The sequence below is a fragment of the Hyphomicrobium sp. genome (assembly GCF_019744875.1).
In the GTDB taxonomy this organism is placed as follows: domain Bacteria; phylum Pseudomonadota; class Alphaproteobacteria; order Rhizobiales; family Hyphomicrobiaceae; genus Hyphomicrobium_C.
Genome location: NZ_JAIETU010000005.1, coordinates 472,296 through 498,215, shown reverse-complemented (window position 1 = coordinate 498,215; position 25,920 = coordinate 472,296). Strand labels below are relative to the sequence as shown.

Annotated in this window: 28 protein-coding genes; 19 read left to right on the top strand and 9 right to left on the bottom strand. The window is 65.2% G+C overall.

What is annotated here, in order from left to right:
* Nucleotides 1-23 precede the first annotated feature (23 nt).
* The 10 genes from K2Y42_RS12325 to K2Y42_RS12280 all read left to right on the top strand — a co-directional run bounded on the left by K2Y42_RS12325 (nucleotide 24) and on the right by K2Y42_RS12280 (nucleotide 11,931).
* On the top strand, nucleotides 24-893 hold the full coding sequence (locus tag K2Y42_RS12325; RefSeq protein WP_291152812.1) for an SDR family oxidoreductase: 870 nt from the start codon (nucleotides 24-26) through the stop codon (nucleotides 891-893).
* Between the two features lie 78 nt (nucleotides 894-971).
* Nucleotides 972-1,883, top strand: a complete 912-nt coding sequence (locus tag K2Y42_RS12320) for an aspartate/glutamate racemase family protein (protein WP_291152811.1) — start codon at nucleotides 972-974, stop codon at nucleotides 1,881-1,883.
* A 188-nt stretch (nucleotides 1,884-2,071) separates the two neighbouring features.
* Complete coding sequence (locus K2Y42_RS12315; protein WP_291152809.1) at nucleotides 2,072-2,626, top strand: thioredoxin family protein; 555 nt, start codon at nucleotides 2,072-2,074, stop codon at nucleotides 2,624-2,626.
* Between the two features lie 301 nt (nucleotides 2,627-2,927).
* A complete protein-coding gene (gene rpsT, locus K2Y42_RS12310; protein ID WP_291152807.1) occupies nucleotides 2,928-3,191 on the top strand; it encodes a 30S ribosomal protein S20 in 264 nt (87 codons plus the stop codon).
* A gap of 666 nt (nucleotides 3,192-3,857) precedes the next feature.
* Entirely contained in the window at nucleotides 3,858-4,295 is a 438-nt protein-coding gene (locus tag K2Y42_RS12305) for a rhodanese-like domain-containing protein (RefSeq protein ID WP_291152805.1), read from the top strand.
* Nucleotides 4,296-4,489: 194 nt separating this feature from the next.
* Complete coding sequence (gene dnaA / locus K2Y42_RS12300) at nucleotides 4,490-5,992, top strand: chromosomal replication initiator protein DnaA (protein WP_291152803.1); 1,503 nt, start codon at nucleotides 4,490-4,492, stop codon at nucleotides 5,990-5,992.
* Nucleotides 5,993-6,342: 350 nt separating this feature from the next.
* The gene (gene dnaN, locus K2Y42_RS12295) at nucleotides 6,343-7,461 is read left to right on the top strand and encodes a DNA polymerase III subunit beta (protein ID WP_291152801.1); all 1,119 of its coding nucleotides are present in this window, start codon (nucleotides 6,343-6,345) and stop codon (nucleotides 7,459-7,461) included.
* 137 nt (nucleotides 7,462-7,598) lie between these two features.
* Nucleotides 7,599-8,807, top strand: coding sequence for a DNA replication/repair protein RecF (recF, locus tag K2Y42_RS12290; protein ID WP_291152799.1), 1,209 nt, complete (start codon nucleotides 7,599-7,601; stop codon nucleotides 8,805-8,807).
* A 156-nt stretch (nucleotides 8,808-8,963) separates the two neighbouring features.
* Nucleotides 8,964-11,402: a DNA topoisomerase (ATP-hydrolyzing) subunit B gene (gene gyrB / locus K2Y42_RS12285; protein ID WP_291152797.1), complete on the top strand. Its 2,439-nt coding sequence runs from the start codon at nucleotides 8,964-8,966 to the stop codon at nucleotides 11,400-11,402.
* Between the two features lie 88 nt (nucleotides 11,403-11,490).
* Nucleotides 11,491-11,931, top strand: coding sequence for a hypothetical protein (locus tag K2Y42_RS12280; RefSeq protein WP_291152795.1), 441 nt, complete (start codon nucleotides 11,491-11,493; stop codon nucleotides 11,929-11,931).
* A gap of 15 nt (nucleotides 11,932-11,946) precedes the next feature.
* On the opposite strand, the gene K2Y42_RS12275 is transcribed toward K2Y42_RS12280, so the two are convergent.
* Nucleotides 11,947-12,774 (bottom strand): transglutaminase family protein, encoded by an 828-nt coding sequence (locus tag K2Y42_RS12275; protein ID WP_291152793.1) that lies wholly within the window; start codon nucleotides 12,772-12,774, stop codon nucleotides 11,947-11,949.
* Nucleotides 12,775-12,943: 169 nt separating this feature from the next.
* Between K2Y42_RS12275 and pip the strand changes: the two genes are divergently transcribed.
* The 3 genes from pip (at nucleotide 12,944) to gcvA (ending at nucleotide 15,927) form a co-directional block, all read left to right on the top strand.
* Nucleotides 12,944-13,900, top strand: a complete 957-nt coding sequence (gene pip / locus K2Y42_RS12270) for a prolyl aminopeptidase (protein ID WP_291152791.1) — start codon at nucleotides 12,944-12,946, stop codon at nucleotides 13,898-13,900.
* A 39-nt stretch (nucleotides 13,901-13,939) separates the two neighbouring features.
* Nucleotides 13,940-14,734, top strand: coding sequence for a rhodanese-related sulfurtransferase (locus K2Y42_RS12265; protein ID WP_291152788.1), 795 nt, complete (start codon nucleotides 13,940-13,942; stop codon nucleotides 14,732-14,734).
* A gap of 251 nt (nucleotides 14,735-14,985) precedes the next feature.
* Complete coding sequence (gene gcvA, locus K2Y42_RS12260) at nucleotides 14,986-15,927, top strand: transcriptional regulator GcvA (RefSeq protein ID WP_291152785.1); 942 nt, start codon at nucleotides 14,986-14,988, stop codon at nucleotides 15,925-15,927.
* A gap of 26 nt (nucleotides 15,928-15,953) precedes the next feature.
* On the opposite strand, the gene K2Y42_RS12255 is transcribed toward gcvA, so the two are convergent.
* From K2Y42_RS12255 to hslV, 4 genes are all read right to left on the bottom strand, one after another.
* Entirely contained in the window at nucleotides 15,954-16,187 is a 234-nt protein-coding gene (locus K2Y42_RS12255; protein ID WP_291152782.1) for a hypothetical protein, read from the bottom strand.
* 27 nt (nucleotides 16,188-16,214) lie between these two features.
* Nucleotides 16,215-17,531, bottom strand: a complete 1,317-nt coding sequence (gene hslU / locus K2Y42_RS12250; RefSeq protein ID WP_291152780.1) for an ATP-dependent protease ATPase subunit HslU — start codon at nucleotides 17,529-17,531, stop codon at nucleotides 16,215-16,217.
* A gap of 53 nt (nucleotides 17,532-17,584) precedes the next feature.
* Nucleotides 17,585-18,646, bottom strand: a complete 1,062-nt coding sequence (locus K2Y42_RS12245) for a hypothetical protein (protein ID WP_291152778.1) — start codon at nucleotides 18,644-18,646, stop codon at nucleotides 17,585-17,587.
* A 99-nt stretch (nucleotides 18,647-18,745) separates the two neighbouring features.
* Nucleotides 18,746-19,318, bottom strand: a complete 573-nt coding sequence (gene hslV, locus K2Y42_RS12240) for an ATP-dependent protease subunit HslV (RefSeq protein WP_291152775.1) — start codon at nucleotides 19,316-19,318, stop codon at nucleotides 18,746-18,748.
* Between the two features lie 252 nt (nucleotides 19,319-19,570).
* Between hslV and hisB the strand changes: the two genes are divergently transcribed.
* The 4 genes from hisB to pyrE all read left to right on the top strand — a co-directional run bounded on the left by hisB (nucleotide 19,571) and on the right by pyrE (nucleotide 22,038).
* Nucleotides 19,571-20,164, top strand: a complete 594-nt coding sequence (gene hisB, locus K2Y42_RS12235) for an imidazoleglycerol-phosphate dehydratase HisB (RefSeq protein WP_291152773.1) — start codon at nucleotides 19,571-19,573, stop codon at nucleotides 20,162-20,164.
* Nucleotides 20,164-20,709 (top strand): DUF2628 domain-containing protein, encoded by a 546-nt coding sequence (locus K2Y42_RS12230; RefSeq protein ID WP_291152771.1) that lies wholly within the window; start codon nucleotides 20,164-20,166, stop codon nucleotides 20,707-20,709. Before hisB ends, K2Y42_RS12230 begins: the two co-directional genes overlap by 1 nt.
* 5 nt (nucleotides 20,710-20,714) lie before the next feature.
* On the top strand, nucleotides 20,715-21,368 hold the full coding sequence (gene hisH, locus K2Y42_RS12225; protein WP_291152768.1) for an imidazole glycerol phosphate synthase subunit HisH: 654 nt from the start codon (nucleotides 20,715-20,717) through the stop codon (nucleotides 21,366-21,368).
* 100 nt (nucleotides 21,369-21,468) lie between these two features.
* Entirely contained in the window at nucleotides 21,469-22,038 is a 570-nt protein-coding gene (gene pyrE, locus K2Y42_RS12220) for an orotate phosphoribosyltransferase (protein WP_291152765.1), read from the top strand.
* A 59-nt stretch (nucleotides 22,039-22,097) separates the two neighbouring features.
* Here the strand turns inward: pyrE and K2Y42_RS12215 are convergent, their stop codons facing one another.
* The 3 genes from K2Y42_RS12215 to K2Y42_RS12205 form a co-directional block, all read right to left on the bottom strand.
* Nucleotides 22,098-22,520 (bottom strand): YciI family protein, encoded by a 423-nt coding sequence (locus K2Y42_RS12215; RefSeq protein ID WP_291152763.1) that lies wholly within the window; start codon nucleotides 22,518-22,520, stop codon nucleotides 22,098-22,100.
* Nucleotides 22,521-22,953: 433 nt separating this feature from the next.
* Nucleotides 22,954-23,316 carry a hypothetical protein gene (locus K2Y42_RS12210; RefSeq protein ID WP_291152761.1) on the bottom strand — a complete coding sequence of 121 codons (363 nt, stop codon included), beginning with the start codon at nucleotides 23,314-23,316 and terminating at the stop codon, nucleotides 22,954-22,956.
* 259 nt (nucleotides 23,317-23,575) lie between these two features.
* Nucleotides 23,576-23,884 (bottom strand): hypothetical protein, encoded by a 309-nt coding sequence (locus K2Y42_RS12205; protein WP_291152759.1) that lies wholly within the window; start codon nucleotides 23,882-23,884, stop codon nucleotides 23,576-23,578.
* A gap of 102 nt (nucleotides 23,885-23,986) precedes the next feature.
* Here K2Y42_RS12205 and hisA point away from each other — a divergent pair, with 102 nt between their 5' ends.
* The gene (hisA, locus tag K2Y42_RS12200) at nucleotides 23,987-24,715 is read left to right on the top strand and encodes a 1-(5-phosphoribosyl)-5-[(5-phosphoribosylamino)methylideneamino]imidazole-4-carboxamide isomerase (protein WP_291152758.1); all 729 of its coding nucleotides are present in this window, start codon (nucleotides 23,987-23,989) and stop codon (nucleotides 24,713-24,715) included.
* 9 nt (nucleotides 24,716-24,724) lie between these two features.
* Here the strand turns inward: hisA and K2Y42_RS12195 are convergent, their stop codons facing one another.
* The gene (locus tag K2Y42_RS12195) at nucleotides 24,725-25,021 is read right to left on the bottom strand and encodes a hypothetical protein (protein WP_291152757.1); all 297 of its coding nucleotides are present in this window, start codon (nucleotides 25,019-25,021) and stop codon (nucleotides 24,725-24,727) included.
* Nucleotides 25,022-25,101: 80 nt separating this feature from the next.
* On the opposite strand from K2Y42_RS12195, the gene hisF reads away from it, so the two are divergent.
* On the top strand, nucleotides 25,102-25,896 hold the full coding sequence (hisF, locus tag K2Y42_RS12190; protein WP_291152755.1) for an imidazole glycerol phosphate synthase subunit HisF: 795 nt from the start codon (nucleotides 25,102-25,104) through the stop codon (nucleotides 25,894-25,896).
* The last annotated feature ends 24 nt before the right edge of the window (nucleotides 25,897-25,920 follow it).

Here is a 25,920-nt window from a genome sequence, read left to right as displayed (position 1 = left end):
TTGGTGCGAGTGCGAGGACTTCCATGGCCGAATACGACCTTTCGAATCCTGGTCCCCTGATGGCGGGCAAGCGCGGATTGATCATGGGCGTTGCGAACGATCGTTCCATCGCCTGGGGCATTGCACGCGCGCTTCATGGGCAGGGCGCCAAGCTCGGCTTCAGCTACCAGGACGGCGCCTTCGGCCGCCGCGCCGTGCCGCTGGCCCAATCGATCGGCGCGGAGATCATCGAGCCGTGCAACGTGCTCGACCTCGCCACCGTCGACAAGGTCTTCGACCGGGTCAAGGAAGTCTGGGGCAGCCTCGATTTCGTCGTGCACGCGCTCGCTTTCTCCGATCCCAAGGAGCTGTCCGGCCGTTACGTCAACACGACGCGCGAGAACTTCACGAACACCATGGCGATCTCGTGCTTCTCGTTCACCGAGATCGCGCAGCGCGCCATGCCGCTTATGCCGAACGGCGGATCGCTGCTGACGCTGAGCTACGGCGGCGCCACACGCTCCGTCCCCTCCTACAACGTGATGGGTGTTGCCAAGGCCGCGCTCGAAGCGTCCGTGCGCTATCTCGCCGCCGACCTTGGCCCGCAGGGCATCCGCGTCAACGCGATGTCGGCAGGTCCGATGCGCACGCTGTCGGGCGCCGGCGTGTCCGACGCTCGCGTCATCTTCAACTTCCAGAAGGAGCATTCGCCGCTCCGCCGCACGCCGAGCCTCAACGATGTCGGCGGCTCCGCGCTCTATCTCCTGTCGGACCTCTCCGCGGCAGTGACCGGCGAAGTCCATTTCGTCGACTGCGGCTACAGCACGATCTCGATGCCGAGCCTCGATGCACTGAAGTCCGCCGAGCAGGACGAGGCAGCCGCAGGGCGTTCGCCGTCGGAAGCGGCGGAATAGCCTGCGAAGTCTTGCGATGGACATCCGGGGGCCGAGGCAGTTGACCGCGTCGGCCGTTCCCTGCCATCAGTGGCGCGCATGATTGGCGTCTTCGATTCTGGCCTCGGCGGTCTCACGGTGCTTTCGGCGCTGACCGAGCGCTTTCCCGGGCAATCCTTTGTCTATCTGGGCGATCACGCCCACGTCCCGTACGGCGACCGGCCGTCGGAAGACATCATCGACTTGACGCGTATCGGCGTCGAGGCGCTGTTTGAGCGCGGCTGCAAGCTGGTGCTGCTCGGCTGCAATACGGCCACCGCCGTGGCCGCCCGCCGTCTGCAAACGACGTGGCTTCCGTCCACGCCCTGGGCCGCGGTGGGCCACAACGTTGTCGGCATTGTTGCGCCGACCGTCGAAGCCGCCACGCAGACGCCCTGGGCCGTCACCACGCCCCAGTATCCGCAGAAGTTCCTCACCGATCGCATCGCCGTCTTCGGCACCACGCGCACCATCGCGTCCAACGTCTATGCCGAAGAGATCCGCAAGCGCTGCCCGAAGGTCACGGTCGTGCAGCAGGTCTGCGCCGAGTTGGCGGGCGCGATCGAGCGCGACGTTCCCGAAGAGAGCCTGGAGCGCCTGGTCGTCGCCGGCATCGACGGCGCGATGGCGCAGTCGGGCGGCGAGCCGCCGCATCGCGCCATTCTGGGCTGCACGCATTTCCCGCTCGTCGAGCACCTGTTCCGCCGCCATCTGCCGGCTGCCACGCGCATTCTCTCGCAGCCCCAGATCGTCGCCGACAGCCTTGAAGACTATCTCTCGCGCCACCCGCACTATCTCGGCGAGACGCCGGCAGCGGATGGCGCATCGGGGAACGCCGCACCGCCAAGCCTCGTTTTGCTGACCACCGGCGATACTGTTGAAGCGAGCGCACGCGCCCGCGTGTTCGCAAAGACGACGCTCGATTTCGAGCACCTCGACGCCGGACGGCTCGCCGCAAGTCGCGCCCCCTGACGGCGCGGGCCTAGAGTGCTTTCGGAGAGTGCTTCCGGAAAAGTGGGAACCGGTTTTCCGATAAGAAGCACGATAAAACAGAGTGCTTCCGGAAAAGTGGGAACCGGTCATGGCGAAGCCGTGCAGAGAGAGTGCCCGATAGGAAGCACGAAATTGAAGACCGCGATTGAGCTCAAGGAGATTTCGCTATGGCCGAGCAGACGCCCCTATGCGACTTCGGATGGGCCGCACCCGCCTTCCGGCTCCCGGCGACCGACGGCCGGATATACACCCTCGACGAGCTGCGCGGCCCGAAGGGCACCCTCGTCATGTTTATCTGCAACCACTGCCCCTACGTCCAGGCGGTGCTCGAGCGCATCGTGCGCGACGCGCGCGATCTCGCAGCCCTCGGCGTCGCGACGGTCGCGATCTCGTCGAACGACGCGACGGCCTATCCCGAGGACAGCTTCGAGCGCATGGCCGAGACAGCGGCCGCACACGGCTTTCCGTTCCCCTACCTCTACGACGAGAGCCAGGACGTCGCCCGCCGCTACCAGGCGGTCTGCACGCCGGACTTTTTCGGCTTCGACGCTGGCCTGGGTCTGCAGTACCGGGGCCGGCTGGACGCCAGCGGCAAGAACCCCGCCCCGGCCGGCGCCCGACGCGATCTGTTCGGGGCCATGAAGGCCGTAGCCGCCACCGGCCGCGGCCCGGCCGATCAGGCGCCCTCCGTCGGCTGCTCGATCAAATGGAAAACGGCCTGAAATCGCCGCTTCCAACGCCGCAGACCCCCGGAATCCGGCCAAATCCGTTGACCGCGCACACACCCCGAAGCTATAGACCTGCCATCGGACCAGCAATCCCGCCCAAAACGGGGTCGGCGGTCTCATCGAAAAGCCGCTCGGAACGCAGGTTTCGGGCGGTCAACGCATTTCAGCCAGCGCCTGCGGGCACGGGTTTGTCCGGGCATATGCCCCGGCGCGGAATGGATACGTCGTACAGTCGCTAAAGTCATGGAGAGGCCGCCCGGCTGGGTCTCGGCTCTCCGCAAAGAAGGAAGTTGAGATGGCCAATACGAAATCGGCAAAGAAAGCCGCTCGCCAGATGGTGAGCCGCACTGCAATCAATAAGAACCGCCGCTCTGCGGTGAAGTCTGAAGTCCGCAAGGTCGAGGAAGCGATCGCATCCGGCAACAAGGACGCCGCTGCAACCGCCCTCAAGTCCGCACAGCCCGCTCTCGTCCGCACCGCTCAGAAGGGCGTGATGCATCAGAAGACGGCGAGCCGTAAGGTGTCGCGCCTCGCTCAGCGCATCAAGGCGATGGCGTAACCGCGGGGTCTATTCACCGCTCTTTCGCTGGCTCTATTTGTCAGCACTCAACATGTCACCTGTTCGCCACAGGGAAGAGCGCCCGAACGATCCGGACTCGCTCATTCAAGACATCTAAGTGACGGTATTTCGGGGCAGCTCTCGGTCAGTCTCCCAAGACTCGAATTTCCAGCTGCTCCCCTCCGCCTCCCCACCAAACAAAAAACACCATCCGCGGCGCTCATCACACGAGCGCCGCATTTCGTTTCGGCACCCGTTGGCGGGCTCTCGAATTGGCTTTCGGGTCAAAGAGTTTCCCCACTGGTGCTGTGGATAGGACTCAAGTTTTCCACGTTGCACCCACCGCTCATCCCCCGGGTTTCGAACCGGTTCTGCGCCCGCCCGCCCGCTTGCTAAGAAGTTAGCGACCCGTTAAAAGAGTCCTCGTCAGCGCGACGGGCCGACATCGACTGTAAAGTCTAGTATCCCCCGCCGCCTCGGACTCAGGGTCTGGTTGCGTATAGTCATCCTGAATTGTTCATGAGTTCAGTTGAGTGCGAGTATTCCGTAGGTATCTTCGGAATGCGGTAGCATTTTACTGAGCGTCTACTGCATGCTTACTTCATTAACCATCTGTGTTTGGGGCGATGCTCCGAGGCTGCTGGTGCCGAGGTTGGGGTTAAGAGTTTGAACGACACCGTCAAAATTGAAGATGTGCCCGCTGATGCAACTTGGGCCCGTCTCCAGGCTGACGCCGACGCTGTTCTGGTCGATGTGCGGACGAGAGCAGAATGGACGTTCGTCGGACTCCCCGATCTGAGCTCTCTGAACAAGCGTGTTGTGACGGTTGAGTGGCAGACCTTTCCGGACTCTCAGGTCGATCCTGAGTTCGCCGACAAGTTGGTGAGCCATCTCGAAAAGTCCGGCGTACCGAAGGACGCAGAGCTGTTCTTCATATGCCGGTCGGGCGCGCGCAGCCATGCGGCGGCGCACGTCATGGCAGAGGCGGGATATCCGCGCTGCCGCAATGTTGCGGACGGTTTCGAGGGCCCTCTCGACGACCGTCGGCAGCGAGGGCAGGTGGCCGGCTGGAAGGCCGCCGGGCTGCCCTGGAAGCAAGGCTAGAGGGTCAACGAGTAGTGGCGCTGCCCGTTTGGGCGAACAGGCAGAGCCACAGGGTCATCCGTCTTGCGGAAGACGGAGCAAACAAGTGCGCGGGGTAAACGTCTATGCATGCCATCTCAAAAGCGGAGCTATCTTTTACGGCACTCGAGCGGACCGCTCGGGCCCCGGTAGGCCAGTCCGTCACCGCTCCTGCGGTGTCGAACAATGCCGTACCGGCGGTTTCGAACGCAGGTTCGAACGGTGACGTCACGGGCACGGCCGGAAAAGGCGCCAAGGTGCGCGCCACGCTGCGCGCCCGCCTGGGTGAAGATATCTACACGAGCTGGTTCAACGCGCTTGAGTTCGACGATTTCGACGGCAAGACCGTGAAGGTCTCTGTGCCGGTCGTGTTCCTCCGCAAGTGGATCCAATCGCACTATCTCGACGAGCTGCTGGCGTGCTGCCGGTTCGAGTTCAAGACGGCTGAAAACGTCGAAGTGCTCGTTCGCCAGCCCGGCGGATCGTCGTCGCGTCCGGCCATCGTACCGGCCGAGCCTGTCAAGCCGATGCGCGAAGCAACCGCCGAGCTGCGCCCGATGGGTGGGTTCGAGCCGGTTCGTCCCGCTGCCATTCCCCGCCCCGTCGCCGGGCGCACGAGCGTCGATGGCTTCGAGGGCTCGCCTCTCGATCCCCATCACACGTTCGAGAACTTCGTTGTCGGCGCTCCCAACCGCATGGCCTATGCAGGCGCCATGCAGGTCGCCGAAACGGTGCTGACCGACAGCCCCGCCTTCAACCCGCTCTATCTCTATTCGTCGGTCGGCATGGGCAAGACCCATCTCCTCCAGGCGGTCGCCTGGGAGGTGAAGCGCCGGGCGCAGAACGCGCAGGTGCTCTATCTCACGGCCGAGCGCTTCCGCTACCAGTTCGTCGAGGCGCTGCGCGCGCAGGACGCGGTCTCCTTCAAGGAGAAGTTCCGCTCGATCAACCTGCTGCTCATCGACGACCTCGAGTTCATGCAGGGCGAAAAGACCGAACAGGAATTCGACCACATCATCAACGCGCTCTTGGACGGCGGCCGCCAGATCGTCGTGGCCTCGGCCCGTCATCCCGCGCAGATCGACCGTCTGAACGAGCGCATGCGCTCGCGCCTTCAGCGCGGTCTCGTGGCTGAAATCGGCAGCTTTGACTACGAGCTGCGCATGCGCGTCGTCGAGCAGCGCGTGGTTGAAAAGCGCAGCATCGATCCGACGTTCGAGCTGTCGCGCGACGTGGTCGAGATCCTGGCCAGCCGCCTGACGGAAAGCGGCCGCGAGCTCGAAGGCGCGGTCAACCGTCTCTTCCTGACGTGGCAGCATATGCACGCCCCGATCACGCTCGACATCGCCGAGAACGTCGTCCGCGACCTGTTCCAGGGCGTCGAGCCGCGCCGGATCAAGATCGAGGACATCCTTCGCATCATCTCGCGCCATTTCGGTGTGTCGAAGGGGGACCTCCTCTCACAGCGCCGTCACCGCTCGGTGGTCTGGCCGCGTCAGATCGGCATGTATCTCGCCAAGCAGATGACGCATCGCTCGTTGCCCGAGATCGGACGCCGCTTCGGCGGACGCGATCACACGACGGTTCTGCATGCCATTCGCAAGATCGAAGGCGTGATTGCCGGCGATGCGGGCCTGCGGGACGAAATCGACGAGCTGAAGAAGATGATCGGCCACTAACAGGACGCTGAGAAAACAAAGAAATCGAGAATTGGGCATGGCCTGTCGAGGGAGATCGGCGCCATGTCTGAGCGGGGCGGGAGCGGTATCTTCGGATGCTGCTCCCGAAGCTTTTTGGCCGGGCGGGCGCAAATTGCCGTACCGCGACGCGAAACAGGCGGGAATCCGGGCGCGACCACTTGAAATGGTGGCCCTGATCGGGGCAAGTTGTGCGTCGCACGCCATATTTCATCCATGATGAAGCTGAGCCTTTTCACCCCTCTGGTCGTCAGAGGTCGGACGGCGAACCTTCGTCCCATCGGCGAGCCATCCTCGAGTGAGGGTGCGGCTCGCAAAATTCGAGGCAACCGATGCGGCTCGTGATCGAACGCGGTGAACTTCTGAGGGCGCTCGGCCACGTGACCAGCGTCGTCGAACGCCGGACGACGATTCCCATTCTCTCCAACGTTCTGCTCAAGGCTTCGGGACAGGCTCTCGAACTGAAGGCGACCGATCTCGAGCGCGAGGTTATCGAAGAGGTGCGGGCCGAAGTCGGCGCGCCGGGCGCCGTCACCGTTCCCGCCCACATCCTGCACGACATCGTGCGCAAGCTTCCGGACGGCAGCCAGGTCGATATCCGCCGCGACGCCGAGAAGGAGCGCCTTACGCTCGCGGCCGGCCAGGCCCGCTTTGCTCTGCAGACGCTCGGGCCGGAGGATTTTCCGGACATCAACGCCGGCGATCTCGGCCATTCCTTCGAGGTCGCGGCCAAGGACTTGAAGCGCCTGATCGACAAGACGCGCTTCGCGATCTCGACCGAGGAGACGCGTTACTATCTCAACGGCATCTATCTGCACATCGCCGACGCTGGCGCGACGTCGATGCTGCGCGCTGTCGCGACCGACGGCCACCGCCTCGCCCAGGCCGAGCTGCAGCGCCCGAAAGGCGCCGAGGGCATGCCGGGCGTCATCATTCCCCGCAAGACGGTGCACGAGCTTCATCGCCTGATCGAAGAAAGCGCCGACACCGTCAACGTCTCGGTTTCCGCCTCCAAGGTGCGCTTTGAAATCGGCCCCGTGACGCTCACGTCGAAGCTCATCGACGGCACCTTCCCGGACTACGGCCGCGTCATTCCGCAGGGCAACGACAAGGAAATGCGCGTCGCCAACGCGGACTTCATCAGCGCCGTCGATCGCGTCTCGACGATTGCCAGCGAGCGCGGCCGCGCCGTGAAGCTCAATCTCGCGAAAAGCAAGCTGGTGCTGTCGGTCAACAACCCGGAAGGCGGCAGCGCCACCGAGGAGATCGAGGTCAATTATTCGGCAGCCCCGCTCGAGATCGGCTTCAACGCAAAGTATCTCCTGGACATCGCCGGCCAGCTCGAAGGCGAGGAAGCCCGCTTCCTGCTCGCCGACGCGGGCTCGCCGACCATGATCCGCGGCGGCGAAGACCAGACGGCCCTCTACGTGCTGATGCCGATGCGCGTCTAGAGTTCTTCCTGTGCCGCGCGCCCTCTTCGTCGGGCGACGCGACGTCTCAGCGAAGAGACGCCTCGGCGAAGACATGAACAGGATGCGCGAACCCTTGTCTGCGCCATGCGAGGGCGCGCTCCGATCGAACATGCGAGATGCAACGTTTGGCCTCGGCGATCGAACATGACGCGCCCCACGCCGCGGCCCCCGCACCCCGCCTCTGGGTCGAGCGCCTGACGCTGACGGGCTTCCGCAACTACGGCGCGCTCGCGCTCGAGCTCACCCCCGGCCCGGTCGTCCTCACCGGACCCAACGGCTCCGGCAAAACGAACATTCTCGAAGCGGTCTCGTTGCTCGCGCCCGGCCAGGGCCTGCGCCAGACGCCGTTTCCCGATCTCGCGCGTGCCGGCGGTGACGGCAGTTGGAGCGTGGCCGCACGCGTCCATACGTCCGTTGGCTCCGTGGCCATCGGCACGGGCCTCGCGCCGGACGATCAGCGCGGCGAGCGCGCATCCGGCCGCCTCGTGCGCATCGACGGCGACGCCAAATCCGGATCGGGCGCGCTCGGCGACTATGTGGAGCTGGTCGGCATCACCCCGGCGACGGATGGACTGTTCACCGGCCCCGCCTCCGAGCGCCGCCGCTTTCTCGATCGCCTGATCGTCTGCTTCGACCCCGGCCACCGGACCCGCGCCGGCCGCTTCGAGCGCGCCATGGCACAGCGCAACCGGATGCTCTCCGACGGCGTAACGCGGGGCGGCGCCATCGACGGCCTCGAGCTTGTGATGGCCGAGATGGGCATCGCCATGGCCGCAGCCCGCGCCGAAGCCGTGGCCGCCCTGACGGCCATGATCGAAGCCCGCCGCGCGCGCGATCCGGCGAGCCCGTTTCCGTGGAGCGCGGCGCGTCTCGAAGGCGCGGTCGACAACGATCTCGCGCTGCGGCCTGCCGTGGACGTCGAGGATGGCTACGCCCGCACGTTGCGCGAGGCGCGCGAACGCGACCGGGCGGCTGGCCGCACGCTCGACGGCCCCCACCGCTCCGACCTCTCGGTGAGCCACGGCCCCAAGGGGATTGCCGCCAAGCTCTCGTCGACAGGCGAGCAGAAGGCGCTGCTGATCGGGCTGTTGCTGGCGCACGCCGAGCTGGTCGCTGTGCGGCGCGACGGCATGACGCCCATGCTGCTGCTGGACGAGGTGACGGCCCATTTGGACAGCGACCGGCGCGGCGCTCTGTTCGCGGAGCTGCTGCGGCTCGGCACGCAGGCCTGGATGACGGGAACGGATCATCAGGCATTTTCCAGTTTGGTCGGAGGCGCGCAATTCTGGCGCGTAGATCACGGGTTGGTGACACCTGGAGGCTGAGCCGGACACTTTACCGCCGCACCCAGCCAACGCATTGAATAGAATAAAGCTTTTAGAGCCCCAGAACGCCGGGAAAAGGTGCTTTTTTGCGCCGTTCGAAGGGGCGTTGTGGTAGACTTCGGTCGAACAGAAAAGACACGTTCCGACAGGTCCTGAATGAGCGCCCAACCCGCCAAGAAAACACCCTCACCCGACGACTACGGCGCCGACAGCATCAAGATGCTGAAGGGCCTGGAGGCTGTGCGCAAACGCCCCGGAATGTACATCGGCGACACCGACGACGGGTCGGGTCTGCATCACATGATCTACGAAGTCGTCGACAACGCCATCGACGAGGTTCTCGCCGGCCATGCCAACGCGTGCGAGGTCACGCTGAACCCGGACGGCTCCTGCACAGTGCGCGACGACGGGCGCGGAATTCCGACCGGCATCAAGCAAGACGACGACATGGATCCGAAGCGCTCCGCCGCCGAGATCGTGTTCACGGAGCTGCATGCGGGCGGCAAGTTCGACCAGAACTCCTACAAGGTGTCGGGCGGTCTGCACGGCGTCGGCGTGTCCGTCGTCAACGCGCTCTCGACGTGGCTGCGCGCGCGCATCTGGCGGGACGGCAAGGAGCATATGATCGAGTTCAACGACGGCGTCACGGTTGCGCCGCTCAAGGTCGTGGGCGACGGCAACGGCAATCGCGGCACCGAGGTGTCGTTCCTGCCGAGCCCGAACACGTTCACCAATATCGAGTTCGACTACGCGACGCTCGAGCACCGCTTGCGCGAGCTCGCGTTCCTGAACTCGGGCGCGAAGGTCGTGCTGACCGACGCGCGCCACGCCGACATCAAGCGCGAGGAATTCAGCTACGACGGCGGCACGGCCGCATTCGTCCGCTATCTGGACCGCTCCAAGCAGGCGCTCATTTCCGAGCCGATCATGATCCGCACAGAAAAGGATCGCGTCGGCGTCGAGGTCGCGCTGTGGTGGAACGACAGCTACCACGAGAACGTCCTCTGCTTCACGAACAACATCCCGCAGCGCGACGGCGGCACGCATCTCGCGGGCTTCCGCGGCGCGCTCACCCGCGTCATCAACAAGTACGCGGGCGATAGCGGCATCGCCAAAAAGGAGAAGGTTGACCTCTCCGGCGAAGATGCGCGCGAAGGCCTCACCTGCGTGCTCTCCGTCAAGGTTCCGGACCCGAAGTTCTCCAGCCAGACGAAGGACAAGCTCGTCTCCTCCGAGGTGAAGCCGGTCGTCGAAAGCGTCGTCTTCGAGGAGATGACGGCCTGGTTCGAGGAGCATCCGAAGGAAGCCAAGACCATCGTCGGCAAGATCGTCGAAGCGGCGATTGCCCGCGAGGCGGCGCGCAAGGCGCGCGAACTGACGCGCCGCAAGAGTGCGCTCGACGGCCTGCGTCTGCCGGGCGGACTGGCCGAGTGCCAGGACCGTGATCCCGCCAACACCGAGCTGTTCATCGTCGAGGGCGACTCGGCCGGTGGCTCCGCCAAGCAGGGCCGCAAGCGCGAGTATCAGGCCGTGCTGCCGATCCGAGGTAAGATTCTCAACGTCGAGCGCGCGCGCATCGACAAGATGCTCTCGTCCGAGCAGGTGACGAACATCATCGGCGCGCTCGGCACCGGCATCCGCGACGACTTCGACCTGAAGAAGCTGCGCTACCACAAGATCATCATCATGACGGACGCCGACGTCGACGGCGCCCACATCCGCACGCTGCTGCTGACGTTCTTCTATCGCCAGATGCACGATCTGGTGGAGCACGGCCACGTCTACATCGCCCAGCCGCCGCTCTACAAAGTCAGCCGCGGCAAAAGCGGCACCTACCTTAAGGACCAGCGCGCCCTCGAAGACTACCTGATCGACTCAGGCCTTGAGGACAACGTGCTCGTGGCTGGCGGCGAGGAGCGCGCCGGTAAGGATCTGCGCGAAATCGTGGATCAGGCGCGCGGCATCGTCGGTGCCATTGATCAGCTTCATTCGCGCTATTCGCGCCTCGTCGTCGAGCAGGCCGCCATCGCCGGCGCGTTCGACACGGAGCTGGTCAAGTCGTCGGAAAGCGCCAACGCCACGGCCGCCATGATCGCAGCCCGTCTCAACGAGGTCGCGGAAGAAACGGAGAAGGGCTGGCACGGCATGTTCGGCAACGACGGCTTCCTGCTCAAGCGGGAGGTGCGCGGCGTCACCGAGGCGCATGCTCTCGACCGCGCACTGCTGGCATCCCTCGACGCGCGCCGTCTCAATGAAAAGCGCCATCATCTGGCGGAGGTGTACGGCCTCGGCACGAAGCTGCGCCGCAAGGGCGAAACGCTCACCATCTTCGGGCCGCGCACGCTCCTGGATGCGATCTACGAGGCCGGCCGCAAGGGCCTGTCGCTCCAGCGTTACAAAGGTCTGGGCGAGATGAACCCGGAGCAACTCTGGGAAACCACGCTCGATCGCGACGTGCGTACGCTCCTGCAGGTCAAGATCGGCGACGTGTCCGAGGTGGACGAGATTTTCTCGAAGCTGATGGGCGATGTCGTCGAGCCGCGCCGCGAGTTCATTCAGGAAAACGCGCTCACCGTGGCCAACCTGGACGTGTAGCCGGACGGCGAGTTTCGGAGGGAACAGCCGAGACCGCCGTTTGTCAGTTGGATCCGGTTTGGATTTCAGCACACGCGGAGGTCGTCCCATGACCGCGGCTCACCCACTCCCAGAATCCCGAGGCTCCGAGCCTCGAGTCATTTCGTGGAAGTACGCCAACGCCTTCATTCCCGATGCTGAAATGAGCACGGGCGCGAGGCGCATGTTCCTGTTCGGCGGCGCGTCGGGCGTGGATTGGCTGCGCCAGCGCATGGGCGGTCTTTGGGTCGGCGGCGCCGTGACGCTGACGGAGGACGCCGTGTACTTCGGACCGAACGCCGTCAACGCCGCCGCGCATGCGGCCGACACCTCCCAGGCGGTGGCTCTCGACCGCGTCCTCTCGGTCGAGGATCGTTTCGGCTGGGTCACGCGGATCGTGGATGTCCGCGGCGACGACGGCACGACGCTCACGTTCCGCTGTTTCGGCGCGCCTGCGTTTGCCGAGCAAATCCGCAATCAGGTCGCGGCCCGCAAACACGCCGCGCCTTAGACGCAGCGCGCCCGCTTAAGCGGCGGCCGGCGCTTCCTCGCTCACCTCGTCCGTCCAGACCTTGAACGTTTTCAGCACGTGCGGACCGAAACTGTGCAGCAGCGGCACATCCGTTGCGTCGCGGCCGCGCGCGACGACGATGCGTCCGATCCGCGGCGTGTTGTGGCGGGCGTCGAAGGTGCACCAGCGCCCGCCGAGATACACCTCGCACCACGCGCTGAAATCCATGGGCGCCGGGTCACGCGGCACGCCGATGTCGCCGAGGTAGCCGTTGACGTAGCGCGCGGGAATGTTGAGGCACCGGCACAGCGCAATGGTGAGATGGGCAAAGTCGCGGCAAACGCCGACCTGCTCCTGATGCGCTTCCGCGGCCGTACGGGTCGCGCGCGCGTGCGAATAGCCGAACGTCAAACGGCGATGCACGAAGTCGACGATCGCCTGCACCCGCGACCACCCGGGTGTCACGCCGCCGAACTCCTTCCAGGCCATGTCGCTAAGCTGATCGGTTTCGCAATAGCGGCTTCCGAGCAGATAGACGATCACGTCGTCCGGCAGATCGGGGATCGGAACTTCGGCCAAATTTGTGCCGATGAAATCGTGCTCGCCCCGGTCGCGGATCGTGCCGTTGAGCGTGATGCGAAAATCGCCCGGCGGCGCCACCATGCGGCGACAGCGATTGTTGAACTGGTCGCGGTATTGCGAGTTCGAGACCTCGGGCGTCGTCACGAATGCGCTTTCCGTCAGCACGTCGGCACGTCGCCCCTCCGTGATATCGAGAAGCGTAATGATCGGAGTAGGCTGGGGAACGTTGATCGCGATCTCGAACCCGTAGTTGATGAGCATGGCATCACCCTCTGTTGGCTCAGAGAACGCGGATGCCTGCCGTCCTGTTCCAATATGCCTCCTGTCCCATGCCTCACTGAGGCGACGGAGAAACGCCTAGAATTTGGGCACTTGCACGGGGATGGGCTCTGTCTCAGAGTGATCGGACGCTTAAGGACCATAGCCCCCCGTGACCGCTCCACCGCAAACTGACATGCCGCGCCCGTTCGATGCCGTGATGCTCGATGTCGGCGATGGCCATTGGATCTATGCCGAGGAGATCGGGACGCGCGGCGGAATTCCAGCGCTGTTTCTGCACGGCGGTCCGGGTAGCGGATCACAGCACGGCCATCGCCTGTTGTTCGAGGCCGCGCGCTTCCACGCCGTGCTGTTCGACCAGCGCGGCGCCGGGCGCAGTCATCCCTATCTCGCCACGCACGCCAACACGACGCAGCACCTCGTGGCCGACATCGAACGCCTTCGCGTCCATTTCGGCTTCGAGAAAATGTTGATCGTCGGCGGCTCTTGGGGCTCGACGCTGGCTCTTGCCTACGCGCAAGCCCATCCCGAGCGGGTGGCGGGGCTCGTGATGCGCGCAGTCTTTCTCGGCACGGACGAGGAAGTGGATTGGGCGTTCCGGCGAGCCCCGCAGCAGTTGCGTCCGGACCTCTACGAGAGCTTCGTCGCAGCGCTTCCTGAGGGCGAACGCGCCGACCCGCTCAACGCCTATGTCGCGCGCTTGAGAGATCCGGACCCGGCGGTGCACGGGCCGGCAGCCCGGCGCTGGTTCCAGTTCGAACGCGTTCTGTCGGAATTCCTGCCCGGCGAGGCGGTCATTGCGGAGGGTCCCGCGGACACGGGCCGCATCCCTCCGACCCCGATTGTCGAGGCTCACTACATCGCCAACGGTTTTTTCCTGGCGCCCGGCCAGCTCCTTGACGGCGCCTCCCGCCTGGGCTCAATTCCCGGCGTGATCGTCCAGAGCCGGTACGACCTGCTGTGTCCGCCGCGCGCCGCCTACGAGATTGCGCGCCGCTGGCCGGGATGCCGCCTCGAAATCGTGCCGGCCGCCGGCCACTCCATGAACGATCCGGGCGTGTTCGATGCGGTGAAACGCGCGGTGAATGAGCTGGCCGCCATCAGGTAAGCCTCGCCTGAGAGAGCAAGCAGGATCGATAGAGTCGCGATGTCCGTTACCATCACAGCCTTCTACAAGTTCGTCGCGATCGACAATCCCGAGGCGCTGCGCGAGGCCGTGTTCGCCCATTGCGGCCACGGCGCCATCATGGGCACGATCCTGATTGCACCCGAAGGCATCAACGCCACCATCGCGGGCTCGGACGCGGCTATCCGCAGCACTCTGGCGTGGCTGCGCGCCGATCCGCGCTTCGCCGATCTGGTGAGCAAGGAATCCTACGCCGACGAAGCGCCTTTCGGCCACCTGCGCGTGAAGATCAAGCGCGAGATCGTGACCTTGCGCCGTCCAGAGGCCGATCCGAGCAAGCAGGTCGGCATCTATGTTCCGCCCGAGCAATGGAACGAGCTGGTGAGCCGCGACGACGTGATCGTCGTCGACACGCGCAACACCTATGAGGTCGGCATCGGCACGTTCAAAGGCGCCATCGATCCCGGCACGAGCGCCTTCAGTGAGTTTCCCGATTTCGTCGGCGCTAACCTGGATCCGTCGAAGCACAAGCGCGTCGCGATGTTCTGCACCGGCGGTATCCGCTGCGAGAAGGCCTCCGCCTATTTGCTCTCGCAGGGCTTTCCGGAGGTCTATCACCTCGAGGGCGGCATCCTAAAATACCTCGAAACGATCCCGCCCGAGCAGAGCCTGTGGCAGGGCGAGTGCTTCGTCTTCGACGAGCGGGTGTCGCTGGAGCATGGCGTGCGGCCCGGCACCCACGTGATGTGCCGATCCTGCGGCCTGCCGCTGTCACGGGATGCCGGACAGTGCCCGACCTGCTCGGCCGGCGAGTAGCACCTAGCGGCGCCCAGCAGTCCAACGGCGTGTCGTCGCGTCGCTGTCGTCGTTATCGTTACTGGCACCGCGAACGGCGCCCCGGCCATTGGCCCGGCCCGCGAGCAGATCTTCAAAAACCCGTACGAAACTTTCGATTGCGAGAAGCATGGCGATCTCCTTCGAATTGTTGGGAGCACCGTGCGCCGCACGACGTTTCGCTACAAACGCCAATGCTTTACATGGCATGTAAGAAATTGTTACATGGCCTCATGTCGCGAAGTCTGCCGCCTCTCAATGCGCTGAAAGCGTTCGAAGCCGCCGCCCGCCACGTGAGTTTCACGCTGGCCGCCGCCGAGCTGAACGTGACGCACGCCGCCGTCAGCCGTCACATCCGCGATCTGGAAGCGTGGCTCGGCATCAAGCTGTTCGTGCGCACGGGGCGCGGCGTCGAACTGACCGAACGCGGCAAGGGTTACGCCGCAGAAGTGACGCGCGGCTTAGATATCCTGGGTCATGCCACCGACAGCGCATCCGGCCGCCGCCGCCGGACCCAGAAGCTCGTCGTCAGTGTCGAGCCCTCGTTCGCCGCGCTGTGGATGATCCCGCGTCTCGGCCGCTTCACAGCGGCCAATCCGGAAATTGAATTGGTGCTGGACTCGACGAACCGGCTCGCCGATTTCGCGCGCGACGAGGCGGATGTTGGAATCCGATATGGCCGCGGCGGTTGGAGCGGCATCGCCGCCGACCGACTTGTCCAAACGCATATGACGCCGGTGTGCAGCCCGGCGCTGCTCGAAGCGTCATCCATCCGCTCTCCGGCTGATCTGCCCGCGACTTTGCTCCTGCAGGAGGAGTCGCGTCGGGACTGGATCGAATGGCTGACGGCGGCGGGCATCGCCCAAAGCGTGAGTCCCGGAGGGCCGACGCTCGGCTTGCACCTGACTGTCCCGGCGGCCGAGGCCGGCCAGGGGTTCGCGCTTGCCGATGAGATCATCGCAGGCGACGCGCTGGTGAGCGGACGCCTCGTGCGCCCGTTCGCCGTGACTGTCGATGGCTACGGGTACTATGTCGTGCGTGCGGCAGACCGGAAGGAAACCCGCGCCATGGCGGCATTGCGCCTCTGGCTCGAAGCCGAGGTCGCCGCAACGGTGGCGGCCGTGGCGGCCGCGACAGCGCAGAAGTCAGCGCCACGCAGGCGGCGGCCATCGTAAGCCGGCGCGGGCGTTGAAGCGCGCCTCTATGGGCTGACGCGCTTGGCCCCTCTGCTCCAGCGCCATCCGAGCGCGAGGCCTGCGATCAACCCGGCCAAGCCGCCGATCGGTCCGAACCCGAAGAAAGCCGTCATGCTGCGCTGGCCTTCAAACTCGGTCAGCCCGAAATAGCCGCCCAGCACCATCGTGGCGATGGTCGTGCCGATCCACCCCACGATCAGGCCCACGAGGCCACCGAGAAAGAGTTTCAGAGCTGTCATGCGCGCCTCATGCCTTGGTGCTGTGCGCTAGAGAATGAACTTCGAGAGATCGGTGTTCTTCGCCAGCTCCCCGACGCGCCCCGTCACGTAGGCGGCGTCGATGGTGATGGTATCGCCCGAGCGATCCGATGCCTCGAACGAGATCTCGTCCAGCACGCGCTCCATCACGGTCTGCAAGCGCCGCGCGCCGATGTTCTCGACGGTCGAGTTGACCAGCACCGCCGTATCCGCAAGCGCATCGATTGCATCCTCGGTAAACGAGATCGTGAGTCCCTCCGTCGCCATCAGCGCCACGTACTGCTTGATGAGGCTCGCCTCGGGCTCGGTCAGGATGCGGCGGAAATCCTCGCGCGAGAGCGCCTGCAGCTCGACGCGGATCGGCAGACGGCCCTGCAGTTCCGGTAGCAGATCCGAGGGCTTCGCCACGTGAAACGCGCCCGACGCGATGAACAGCACGTGGTCCGTCTTCACAGGCCCGTACTTGGTGGACACGCTCGTGCCCTCGATCAGCGGCAGGAGATCGCGCTGCACGCCTTCGCGCGAGACTTCGGCGCCGGAGCGCCCCGTCTCGCCGCGCGAGCAGATCTTGTCGATCTCGTCCAGGAACACGATGCCGTTGTTCTCGACGGCGTGCAGCGCCTCCGCCGTGATCTGTTCGGTATCGATCAGCTTGTCGCTCTCTTCGGCGATCAGCAGGTTGTGGCTGTCCTTCACGGTAACGCGCCGCGGCTTGGTGCGCCCGCCCATCATCTTGCCGAGCATGTCGCCGATGTTGATCGCGCCGACGGAGCCGCCGGGCATGCCGGGAAGATCGAACATCGGCATGTTGGCGCCACCCACGTCCGCGACCTGGACCTCGATGATCTTGTCGTTGAGCTCGTTGCTGCGCAGCCGCTTGCGGAAGGATTCGCGCGTGCCGGGCGATGCGGTCGGGCCCACGAGCGCGTCGAGCACGCGCTCTTCGGCGTTCTTCTCGGCCTGCGCGCGCACTTCTTTACGACGCGCTTCCCGCACCAGCGCCAAGCCGACTTCCACGAGATCGCGGATGATGCTCTCGACGTCGCGGCCGACGTAGCCGACCTCCGTGAACTTCGTCGCCTCGACCTTGAGGAACGGCGCGCCCGCGAGCTTGGCAAGCCTGCGCGAGATCTCTGTCTTGCCGACGCCGGTCGGCCCGATCATCAGGATGTTCTTCGGCAGCACCTCGTCCTTGAGAGGACCTTCGAGCTGCTGGCGGCGCCAGCGGTTGCGAAGCGCGATGGCGACGGCGCGCTTGGCGTCGCCCTGCCCGACGATATAGCGGTCGAGCTCGGAGACGATTTCGCGCGGAGAGAAGGTGGTCATGGTCTAGTGTCCCGATTCCGAAATTCGCGTTTCCCGATCACTACACGCGCGTCTCACGTGGGCGGGGGAACGAGAGAGTGCAAGCGGCCGAGCGGCAGGCGCGGCACGATGGCCTTGCGCAGCGAGCGCCAGCCGGCCGAAAGCGTGAGCACGACCGCCGCCAGGCTGAGCAGCGTCAGCGACAGGCCGAGGCCCTCCTGGTTGACGCTCTGCGAAAGAAGATACGCGATGGCGATGCCCGCGTAGGTGAGCCCCGAGACGAGCAGCGCCCGGCGGTCGATCACCAGCGCAACGAGGCCGAGGAGGGCGAACGCCGCCAGCATGAACAGCGCCCGGAGCGCGTCGATTTCCGAGGTGCCGGCCGTCGCGAGCGGCATCACCGAGCGCACGATCATGGGGGCTGCGAGCATGTGCAGCCAGAAGGCCACGTCCGACCGTCGCGTCACGCGTTGCGGATCCGTGGCGTCGATGCGCAGCGCGGCAAGGAAGACGCCAAATCCGAACAGCGCCGTAAGCAGGATCGTAAGGCCGCCGGACCACGCCGGGAAAGCGGCGGTCGCGCCCAGGATTGTCGCGCATATGACAGAGCCCGCCGTGATGGCGGTATCGATCGGCACCTGAAAGCGGCGCTCGTGCACGAAGGCCGCAACCGCGGATGCCGCTGCCGCGACGACGAGCGACCACGACGCAGCGGCCTCGCTTGTCACGCCCATCGCGGCGAAGGCGCCGTCCGCCAGCGATCCCGCGAGTAGCGCCGCTGCGCCTGCGAACATGAAGGCCAGCACGATCGAGGGCAGCGCCAGCCGCATCCGGCGCGAAAACACTTCCGACAAACCCCAGGCGAACACAAGCGCCAGCACCGAGAAGCCGGACGTCAATTCGAGCACGCGCGCGAGCCCGAACAGTGCGGAGATCAGAAGCCCCACGCCGATGGTGACGAATACGTCGTTGAAGCCGCCGATCAGGCGAAAACGCTCGTCATCGGGATCCGATGCGGCCTCGGCGGCGGATACGTCCGGCGCTTGCGCGCCAGTGAGCGCCTGAAGCCTGCTTGCCTGCTCGGGCGTGATGATGCCCTGCGCGACGGCAGTCGCGACATGGTCGTCGGTGATCATTGGAGCCCCGGCATGGTGTGTGTTTACTCCGATACGACTTTGAGGCCGGCGACCGAAACGTTCAGCATCGCCGGGAACAGGCGCCAGAACGTGGCCGGGTTAAACTGAGGACGGCAGGCTTTCGACGACCAGGTTGTCGTTGGTGTAGACGCAGATCTCGCCCGCGATCGCCATCGCTTTGCGCGCGATCTCTTCCGCATCGAGCGGCTGGTCCAGCAACGCACGCGCGGCCGCCAGCGCATACATTCCCCCCGAGCCGATGCCCATGACGTGCTGAGCCGGTTCGAGCACGTCACCCGTGCCGGTCAGCACAAGCGTGGTGTCGCGGTCGGCAACGATCATCATCGCTTCGAGGCGGCGCAGGAACCGGTCCGTGCGCCAGTCCTTCGCGAGCTCCACCGCCGCGCGCATGAGCTGCCCGGGATACTGCTCGAGCTTCGCTTCAAGGCGTTCGAACAGGGTAAACGCGTCGGCGGTCGCGCCCGCGAACCCGGCGATCACGCCGCCTTTGCCAAGCTGCCGCACCTTGCGCGCGTTGGCCTTGATGATCGTCGCGCCAAGGCTCACTTGTCCATCGCCGGCGATCACCACCCGTCCGTTCTTGCGCACGGTGAGAATGGTGGTGGCGTGCCAGGAGGCGCCGTCGGTCGTCGAATGTGCAGGATGGGACATAAAACCTGAGCCAAAGGAGAGGATGGGCAAAATGGGAGCGAGAACGGCCCCGAAGCGCGCCTCACGCACTGGATCGGGGCCCCTGAAGCTGATAGACGCTTGGGTCCGGCAACGCAATAATGGCGGGCCGGATGCCCGCCGCGGCGAGCGCCGCAGGCGAAGCAATACCTGGGGGAGTGCTGGAGCATAATCAAGGCTCTATCGCGACGCCCTCGATGCGCCGACGGTTCGGCTGAAGTGAGGATCTACGACGTGAAGCGCCAAGCGACCATCTCGCGCAGAACCAAGGAAACGCAGATCAGCGCGACCGTCGATCTCGACGGTACCGGCACGTTCGACATCGTGACCGGCGTCGGCTTCCTCGATCATATGCTGGAGCAGCTTGCGCGCCACGGGCTCCTCGACATCAAACTTGAAGCCAAGGGCGACCTGCACATCGATTTCCATCACACGACGGAAGACGTCGGCATCGTGCTCGGCCAGGCGGTGGCGAAGGCGCTCGGCGACAAGCAGGGCATCACGCGCTACGCCGACGTGCACCTGCCCATGGACGAGACGCTGACGCGGGTCGCCCTCGACGTGTCGGGCCGGCCGTATCTCATCTGGAAGGTGGCCTTCTCGCAGCCCAAGATCGGCGAGATGGACACGGAGCTGTTCCGCGAATTCTTCCAGGCCTTCGCCCAGAATGCCGGCATCACGCTGCACATCGAGAACCTGTACGGCGAGAACAACCATCACATCGCCGAGACGTGCTTCAAGGGCGTCGCGCGCGCACTGCGGGCGGCCGTCGCGCTGGATCCGCGGCAGGCGGGCCGCATACCGTCAACGAAGGGAATGTTGGCCTGATGCTTGGAGCGCTCATCGCCCGGCCATCGCGCATGGCGGCCTACACGATCCACGAGCCGCCGCAGACGGCCGGCTCGAAGGATGAGCGGGCCGAGAGCCTTGTGTTCATTCGCGACGGCTTTTCCTGGTCGGCCGCGATCTTCTCGCCGTTCTATCTGCTGTTTCGCGGCGAATGGCGCGCGCTCGCGCTCTACATCGTCGTCGCGGCGGTGCTGGCGGGCGTGATGCAGGCGCTCGGCGCTCAACCGGACTGGATCGGCTGGGCGATGCTGTTTCTCAACCTCATCGTCGGCCTGGAGATGAGCGAGCTTCGCCGCTGGTCCCTGTCGGCCGCCGGATGGCGCCAGATCGCAACCGTCAATGCCGCGGGCCAGGACGAGGCCGAGCGGCGCTTCTTCGAATACTGGCTGCCGGGCGTGGACGACACGCCGTCAACGGCAGGGGGCACGCGGTTTGACGATCGCAACGACACGGCCGCCCGCATTCAGCGCTCGCTGGACGAACTCTCCGCCCGCCTTCGCAGCAAATTTCCCCTAAAGCCCTGAGCCGCATGCAACGCGTCGTCATCATCGATTACGGATCCGGAAACCTGCATTCCGCCGCCAAGGCGTTCGAGCGCGCAGCCCGTGAATCCGGAGCCAACTCGGAAATTCTGGTGAGCGCCCGCGCCGAGGATGTGCGCGCGGCCGATCGCGTCGTGCTGCCGGGCGTCGGCGCCTACGCCGACTGCAAGCGCGGGCTCGAAGCCCTGCCCGGCATGACCGCCGCACTCGAGGAGACGGTGCACGGCAAGGGCCGCCCGTTCCTCGGCATCTGCGTCGGCATGCAGTTGCTCGCCTCGCGCGGCCTGGAGTTCGAAACCACCAAGGGTCTCGATTGGATCTCCGGCGAGGTCCGCGCCATCGAGCCCGCCGACCCGGCGCTCAAGATCCCGCACATGGGCTGGAACACGCTCGACGTGAAAAGCCCGCACGCGCTGCTCGACGGCATTCCAGCCGGCGCCAACGGCCTGCACGCGTACTTCGTGCACTCCTATCACTTTGTCCCGGCCGACCGCGCCGCCGTCGTCGCGGAAACGGACTACGGCGGGCCGGTCACGGCGCTGATCGCCCGGGACAACGTGGCCGGCACGCAGTTCCACCCCGAGAAAAGCCAGACCCTCGGCCTGTCCCTGATCGCCAACTTCCTGAAGTGGGCGCCCTAGCGCCGAGCCGTTTCCGGCGAGGACAGGGGCAACCGATGGGTGGACGCCCGTGCGCGGGGCGTCTATCAGCAGGAAAACCTCATTTTGGAAGATTGCCCCCATGACCAGTCCAGCCGCCAGTCCCGCCGACGCCCGCGCGCGCCTCTATGACATCGTCAAGTCGAAGTCCTTCGTGCGCGGCTACATCGTGCTGGCGTCGGGCAAGGAGAGCGACCACTACTTCGACATGAAGCCCTCGATGTTCGACCCTGAGGGCGCCGAGCTGCTGGCCGAACTGATCTATGCGCGCCTCGCCGATGTGGAAGCCGACATCGTCGGCGGTCTCGAAATGGGCGCGGTGCCGCTCATCACGCCGATTTCCATCGTGAGCCGCCGCGCGGGGCGCCCGCTGCCCGGCTTTTTCGTTCGCAAGACGGTGAAGGATCACGGGACCAAGAAACTCATCGACGGCCTGTCGGACGTGAAGGGCAAGCGCGTCGTCATCGTCGAGGACGTGACCACCACGGGCGGCTCCGCCATGAAGGCGGTCGAGGCCCTCACGGCGGCGGGCGCGGTGATCACGCTCGTGATCTCGATCCTGGATCGCGAGGAAGGCGCCGCCGCGCTTTATGAAAACGCCGGCATCCCCTTCCAGTCGCTCTTCAAAGCCAGCGAGTTCCTGAACGCGTAACGGCACCTCAAACTACGATGACAGAAGGCCAATGGTGAGGGATCCGGCGAAGCGTGTCGCTAGGACGATTTCTTCTCCGCGCCGCTCATGCCCAACTCCCGGAACCTGTCAATGGCTTCGAGCGGTCCGAAGTCGTCCAGTTCGTACAGCTGCCGCATCTCGATTTCGCAATCCTGCTGGTGCGGATTCGGAAAAAGTTTGAACCAGTGGAGCGCCTCTTCGACCGACTTGACCTTGATCACCGTGTAGCCGGCGATGATTTCCTTGGTCTCGGTGAAGGGACCGTCGGTCACGATCCGCATGTCGCCCGCATATTTGAGCCGGAAACCCTTGGACGTCGGTTTGAGGCCGCTGCCGTCAACGAGCACACCCGCCTTGGCGAGGTCCTCATGGTAGTCCGCCATCGGCCCGGCCAGGTCTTCGGTCGGCAGGACGCCGGCTTCGGAGCCAGCGGTCGCTTTCACCAGGATCATGAAGCGCATTGAAAGTCCCTCCCAGTCGGATAGTGCAGGCACGCCGTCCGGCCCGCTCCTTCCCATGACGAACGGGCAAAGGATTTCCCGACAGTCTACGCCACCTCGACCCTCTCATCGCAACAACGGGGCACGCAAAACAAGCGGCGGTGCTTCCGGAAAAGTGGGAACCGGTCATGGCGGAGCCGTGCAAGCCAATGGAGCGGCGGAGCCATGCAGCGTCAAGGTATCCGGCAGGAAGCACGCGCAACAAACCGCGTGCTTCCGGAAAAGTGGGAACCGGTTTTCCGGCAGGAAGCACGCGCAACAAAAAAGGGAGGCTCGAAAGCCTCCCTTGAAGAGCAGGACCGGGTGCGAGGGGGGGGGGGAACACCCGGCCGGCTCTGTCTCTCTACGTTCCCCGACGCGCCAAAGTTTCACGAGCCGAAGTTTCAGGCGCCGCTTAGCAGGCTTCTGCGAACGGCAGCTCCGGCTCGTCGGTCGGCCCGGCAGGCGCCATCGGGAACGCGATGATGTTGGAATCGGCAGTGATCTCGACGCCACCCTGGCGCTGCTTGAACCAGCGCACCGAGGTGTTGGTCAGCACGGCGTCTTCCTTGACGCGCTGGATGAGCAGCCCGTCGTCGGAATCGAGAATGCGCGTCAGCTTGGCCTCGAGCGCTTCCTCACTTTCCTCCGTGCGCACGAACCAGGTCTGCTCGAGCGGGCGGGCCCAGCTCTGACCGGCGGCCATGATGGCCTGCGCGACGACGTGCTTGAGAAGGTGCGGCTTGGCGAGATCGTAAGAGATGAGATAGGTGCGCATTTGAGGCTCTCCGTTGGGCGAGGAGGACGGGGTCGGACGCGGTGAGAACGTAGAGGGAACGTGGCATGAGTCGCTCACCACGTCCAGAGTCCGTTCGAATTTTGTTCTCTTGAGGGTAGCCGCGCGTTGAGACCGTGGCAGCGGTTGCCGGCGCAAGCGCTGGATTCGCTAGGCCCGGGTTCACATCAACCTAAAACATGTAAGTAAAATCAGCGCAATACGGCATAATGCTGCATGCGATGTGTAGCGGCCTCGGCAGCTAGTCGAAGAGCCTCATTTGGTCTGGATGAGCTGCTTTCGAGTGGCGCACGTGCGGTCCCGGATCGATCCGGTCGGCAAGCGAGGGAAACCGCTCGAGGAACACCGACAGTGCTTTGTCGCGGCTGCCGGCGAAGCGTTCTTCCTGCCAGATTTCGTACAGCCGCCGAGGATCGCAATCGTAGCGGCTGATGAGGTCGCGGCGGCGAATTTTGAGCCACCGCGCGATCCAGATATCGACCGCGTCGGCCTCGCACAACGGCGGGCGGGAGGCGCGCGGGTCGGCGACGAGATGGGCGGGACTGGGCATGCTGCAACACACGGACTTGACGCTAGACGGCAAGTTCTATTGATCGGGTCCAAACGTAGCAATCTGATGGCGGCACCCCGCCGCTAGAGGACAGGACAGAACGTGATCCTATTCCCCGCGATCGATCTTAAGGATGGCCAGTGCGTTCGTCTCAAACTCGGCGATATGAACGCAGCCACCGTCTTCAATGACGATCCGGCCGCCCAGGCGCGAAGCTTCGAGCAGCAGGGCTTCGGCTATCTGCACATCGTCGACCTGAACGGCGCCTTCGAAGGCCGCCCGGTCAACGCCGCAGCCGTGGATGCCATCCTGAAGGCGATCCGCATGCCCGCCCAGCTCGGTGGCGGCATTCGCGATCTGGCGACCGTCGAGGATTGGCTCGGCCGTGGCATCCGCCGAGTCATCCTGGGCACTGCCGCCGTGCGCGATCCCAGCTTCGTGCGCGACGCCTGCAAGCGCTTCCCGGGCCGCATCGCCGTCGGCATCGACGCCAAGGGCGGCAAGGTCGCGGTCGAGGGCTGGGCGGAGACGTCGGAGCTGACGGCCATCGAGCTCGCGTCTCGCTTCGAGGACGCCGGCGTCGCGGCGATCATCTACACCGACATCGACCGCGACGGCGTGCTCAAGGGCCTGAACCTGGACTCGACGGCCGAACTCGCCCGCTCGACGAGCATTCCCGTCATCGCGTCCGGCGGCCTTGCCTCCATCGACGACGTGAAAGCGCTGCTCCGCCCCGAGTATGCGATGCTCGAAGGCGCCATCACAGGCCGCGCGCTTTACGACGGGCGCGTTGATCCCAAGGAAGCGCTGGCCCTGTTGGCCGCCACTTAGTGGCGGCGGCTAGTCTCCGCCTGATCCGCCATCCCCGGGATCACCGCTTGAGTCGTGGGCCGTGCTCAGCTTGTCGGCGCCGGCGTGCCGGTCGTGGTCGGCCCTCGCGGCTAAGTAAAGCGCCCGGACCGTGTTGTATTGAGGGTCGCTTACGTCAGTTTCTTGGTACGCCTTGCGGAGTGCCACGAGCTCCCGCCGCGCCCACTCCCGTTTGAACAGCACGCCGATCGCGATGACCAAAAAGCCAAGGGCGCTCACGCCGATGAGGTACGGAACTGCGCCTAAAAATCCTTCGAAGTCGCCCATGTCTGAACAGCCCGTCTTGTGGCATCCAATCGGAATATGATACCCGGCCAACACGACTGAGCGCTGTGACGAGCGAGACAATGCTGAAAACCCGCATCATCCCCTGCCTGGACGTAAAGGACGGCCGCGTCGTCAAGGGCGTGAACTTCGTCGATCTGATCGACGCGGGCGATCCCGTTGAAGCCGCCGCCGCCTACGATGCCGCGGGCGCCGACGAGTTGTGCTTCCTCGACATCACGGCCTCCCACGAAGCCCGCGACACCATCTTCGACGTGGTTGAGCGCACGGCCGAGCGCTGCTTCATGCCGCTGACCGTTGGCGGCGGCGTGCGCACGGTGGACGACATCCGCAAGCTGCTCGAAGCGGGCGCCGACAAGGTGTCGATCAACACGGCGGCCGTGACCAACCGCGCGTTCGTCAAGGAAGCCTCGGAGAAATTCGGCGCGCAGTGCATTGTCGTCGCCATCGACGCCAAGCGGGTGTCGGCCGAGGGCGAGGCGCCGCGCTGGGAGATCTTTACCCACGGAGGTCGCAAGCCGACCGGCCTCGACGCGATTGACTATGCGCGCGAGGTCGTGGCGCTGGGCGCAGGCGAAATCCTGCTCACCTCCATGGACCGCGACGGCACGAAAGCCGGTTTCGACATCGCGCTCACGCGCGCCGTTTCCGATGCCGTGTCGGTCCCCGTCATCGCCTCGGGCGGCGTCGGCACGCTGGATCATCTGGTCGACGGCGTGAAGAATGGGCACGCGAGCGCGGTGCTCGCCGCGTCGATCTTCCACTTCGGCACGTACACGATCGGCCAGGCAAAAGAGCACATGGCGGAGGCCGGCATCGCCGTGCGTGCTGATCGCAGCGCCGCGCGGACGCCTTAGGCCCGCCCGCCCGCGCGCCGTTAC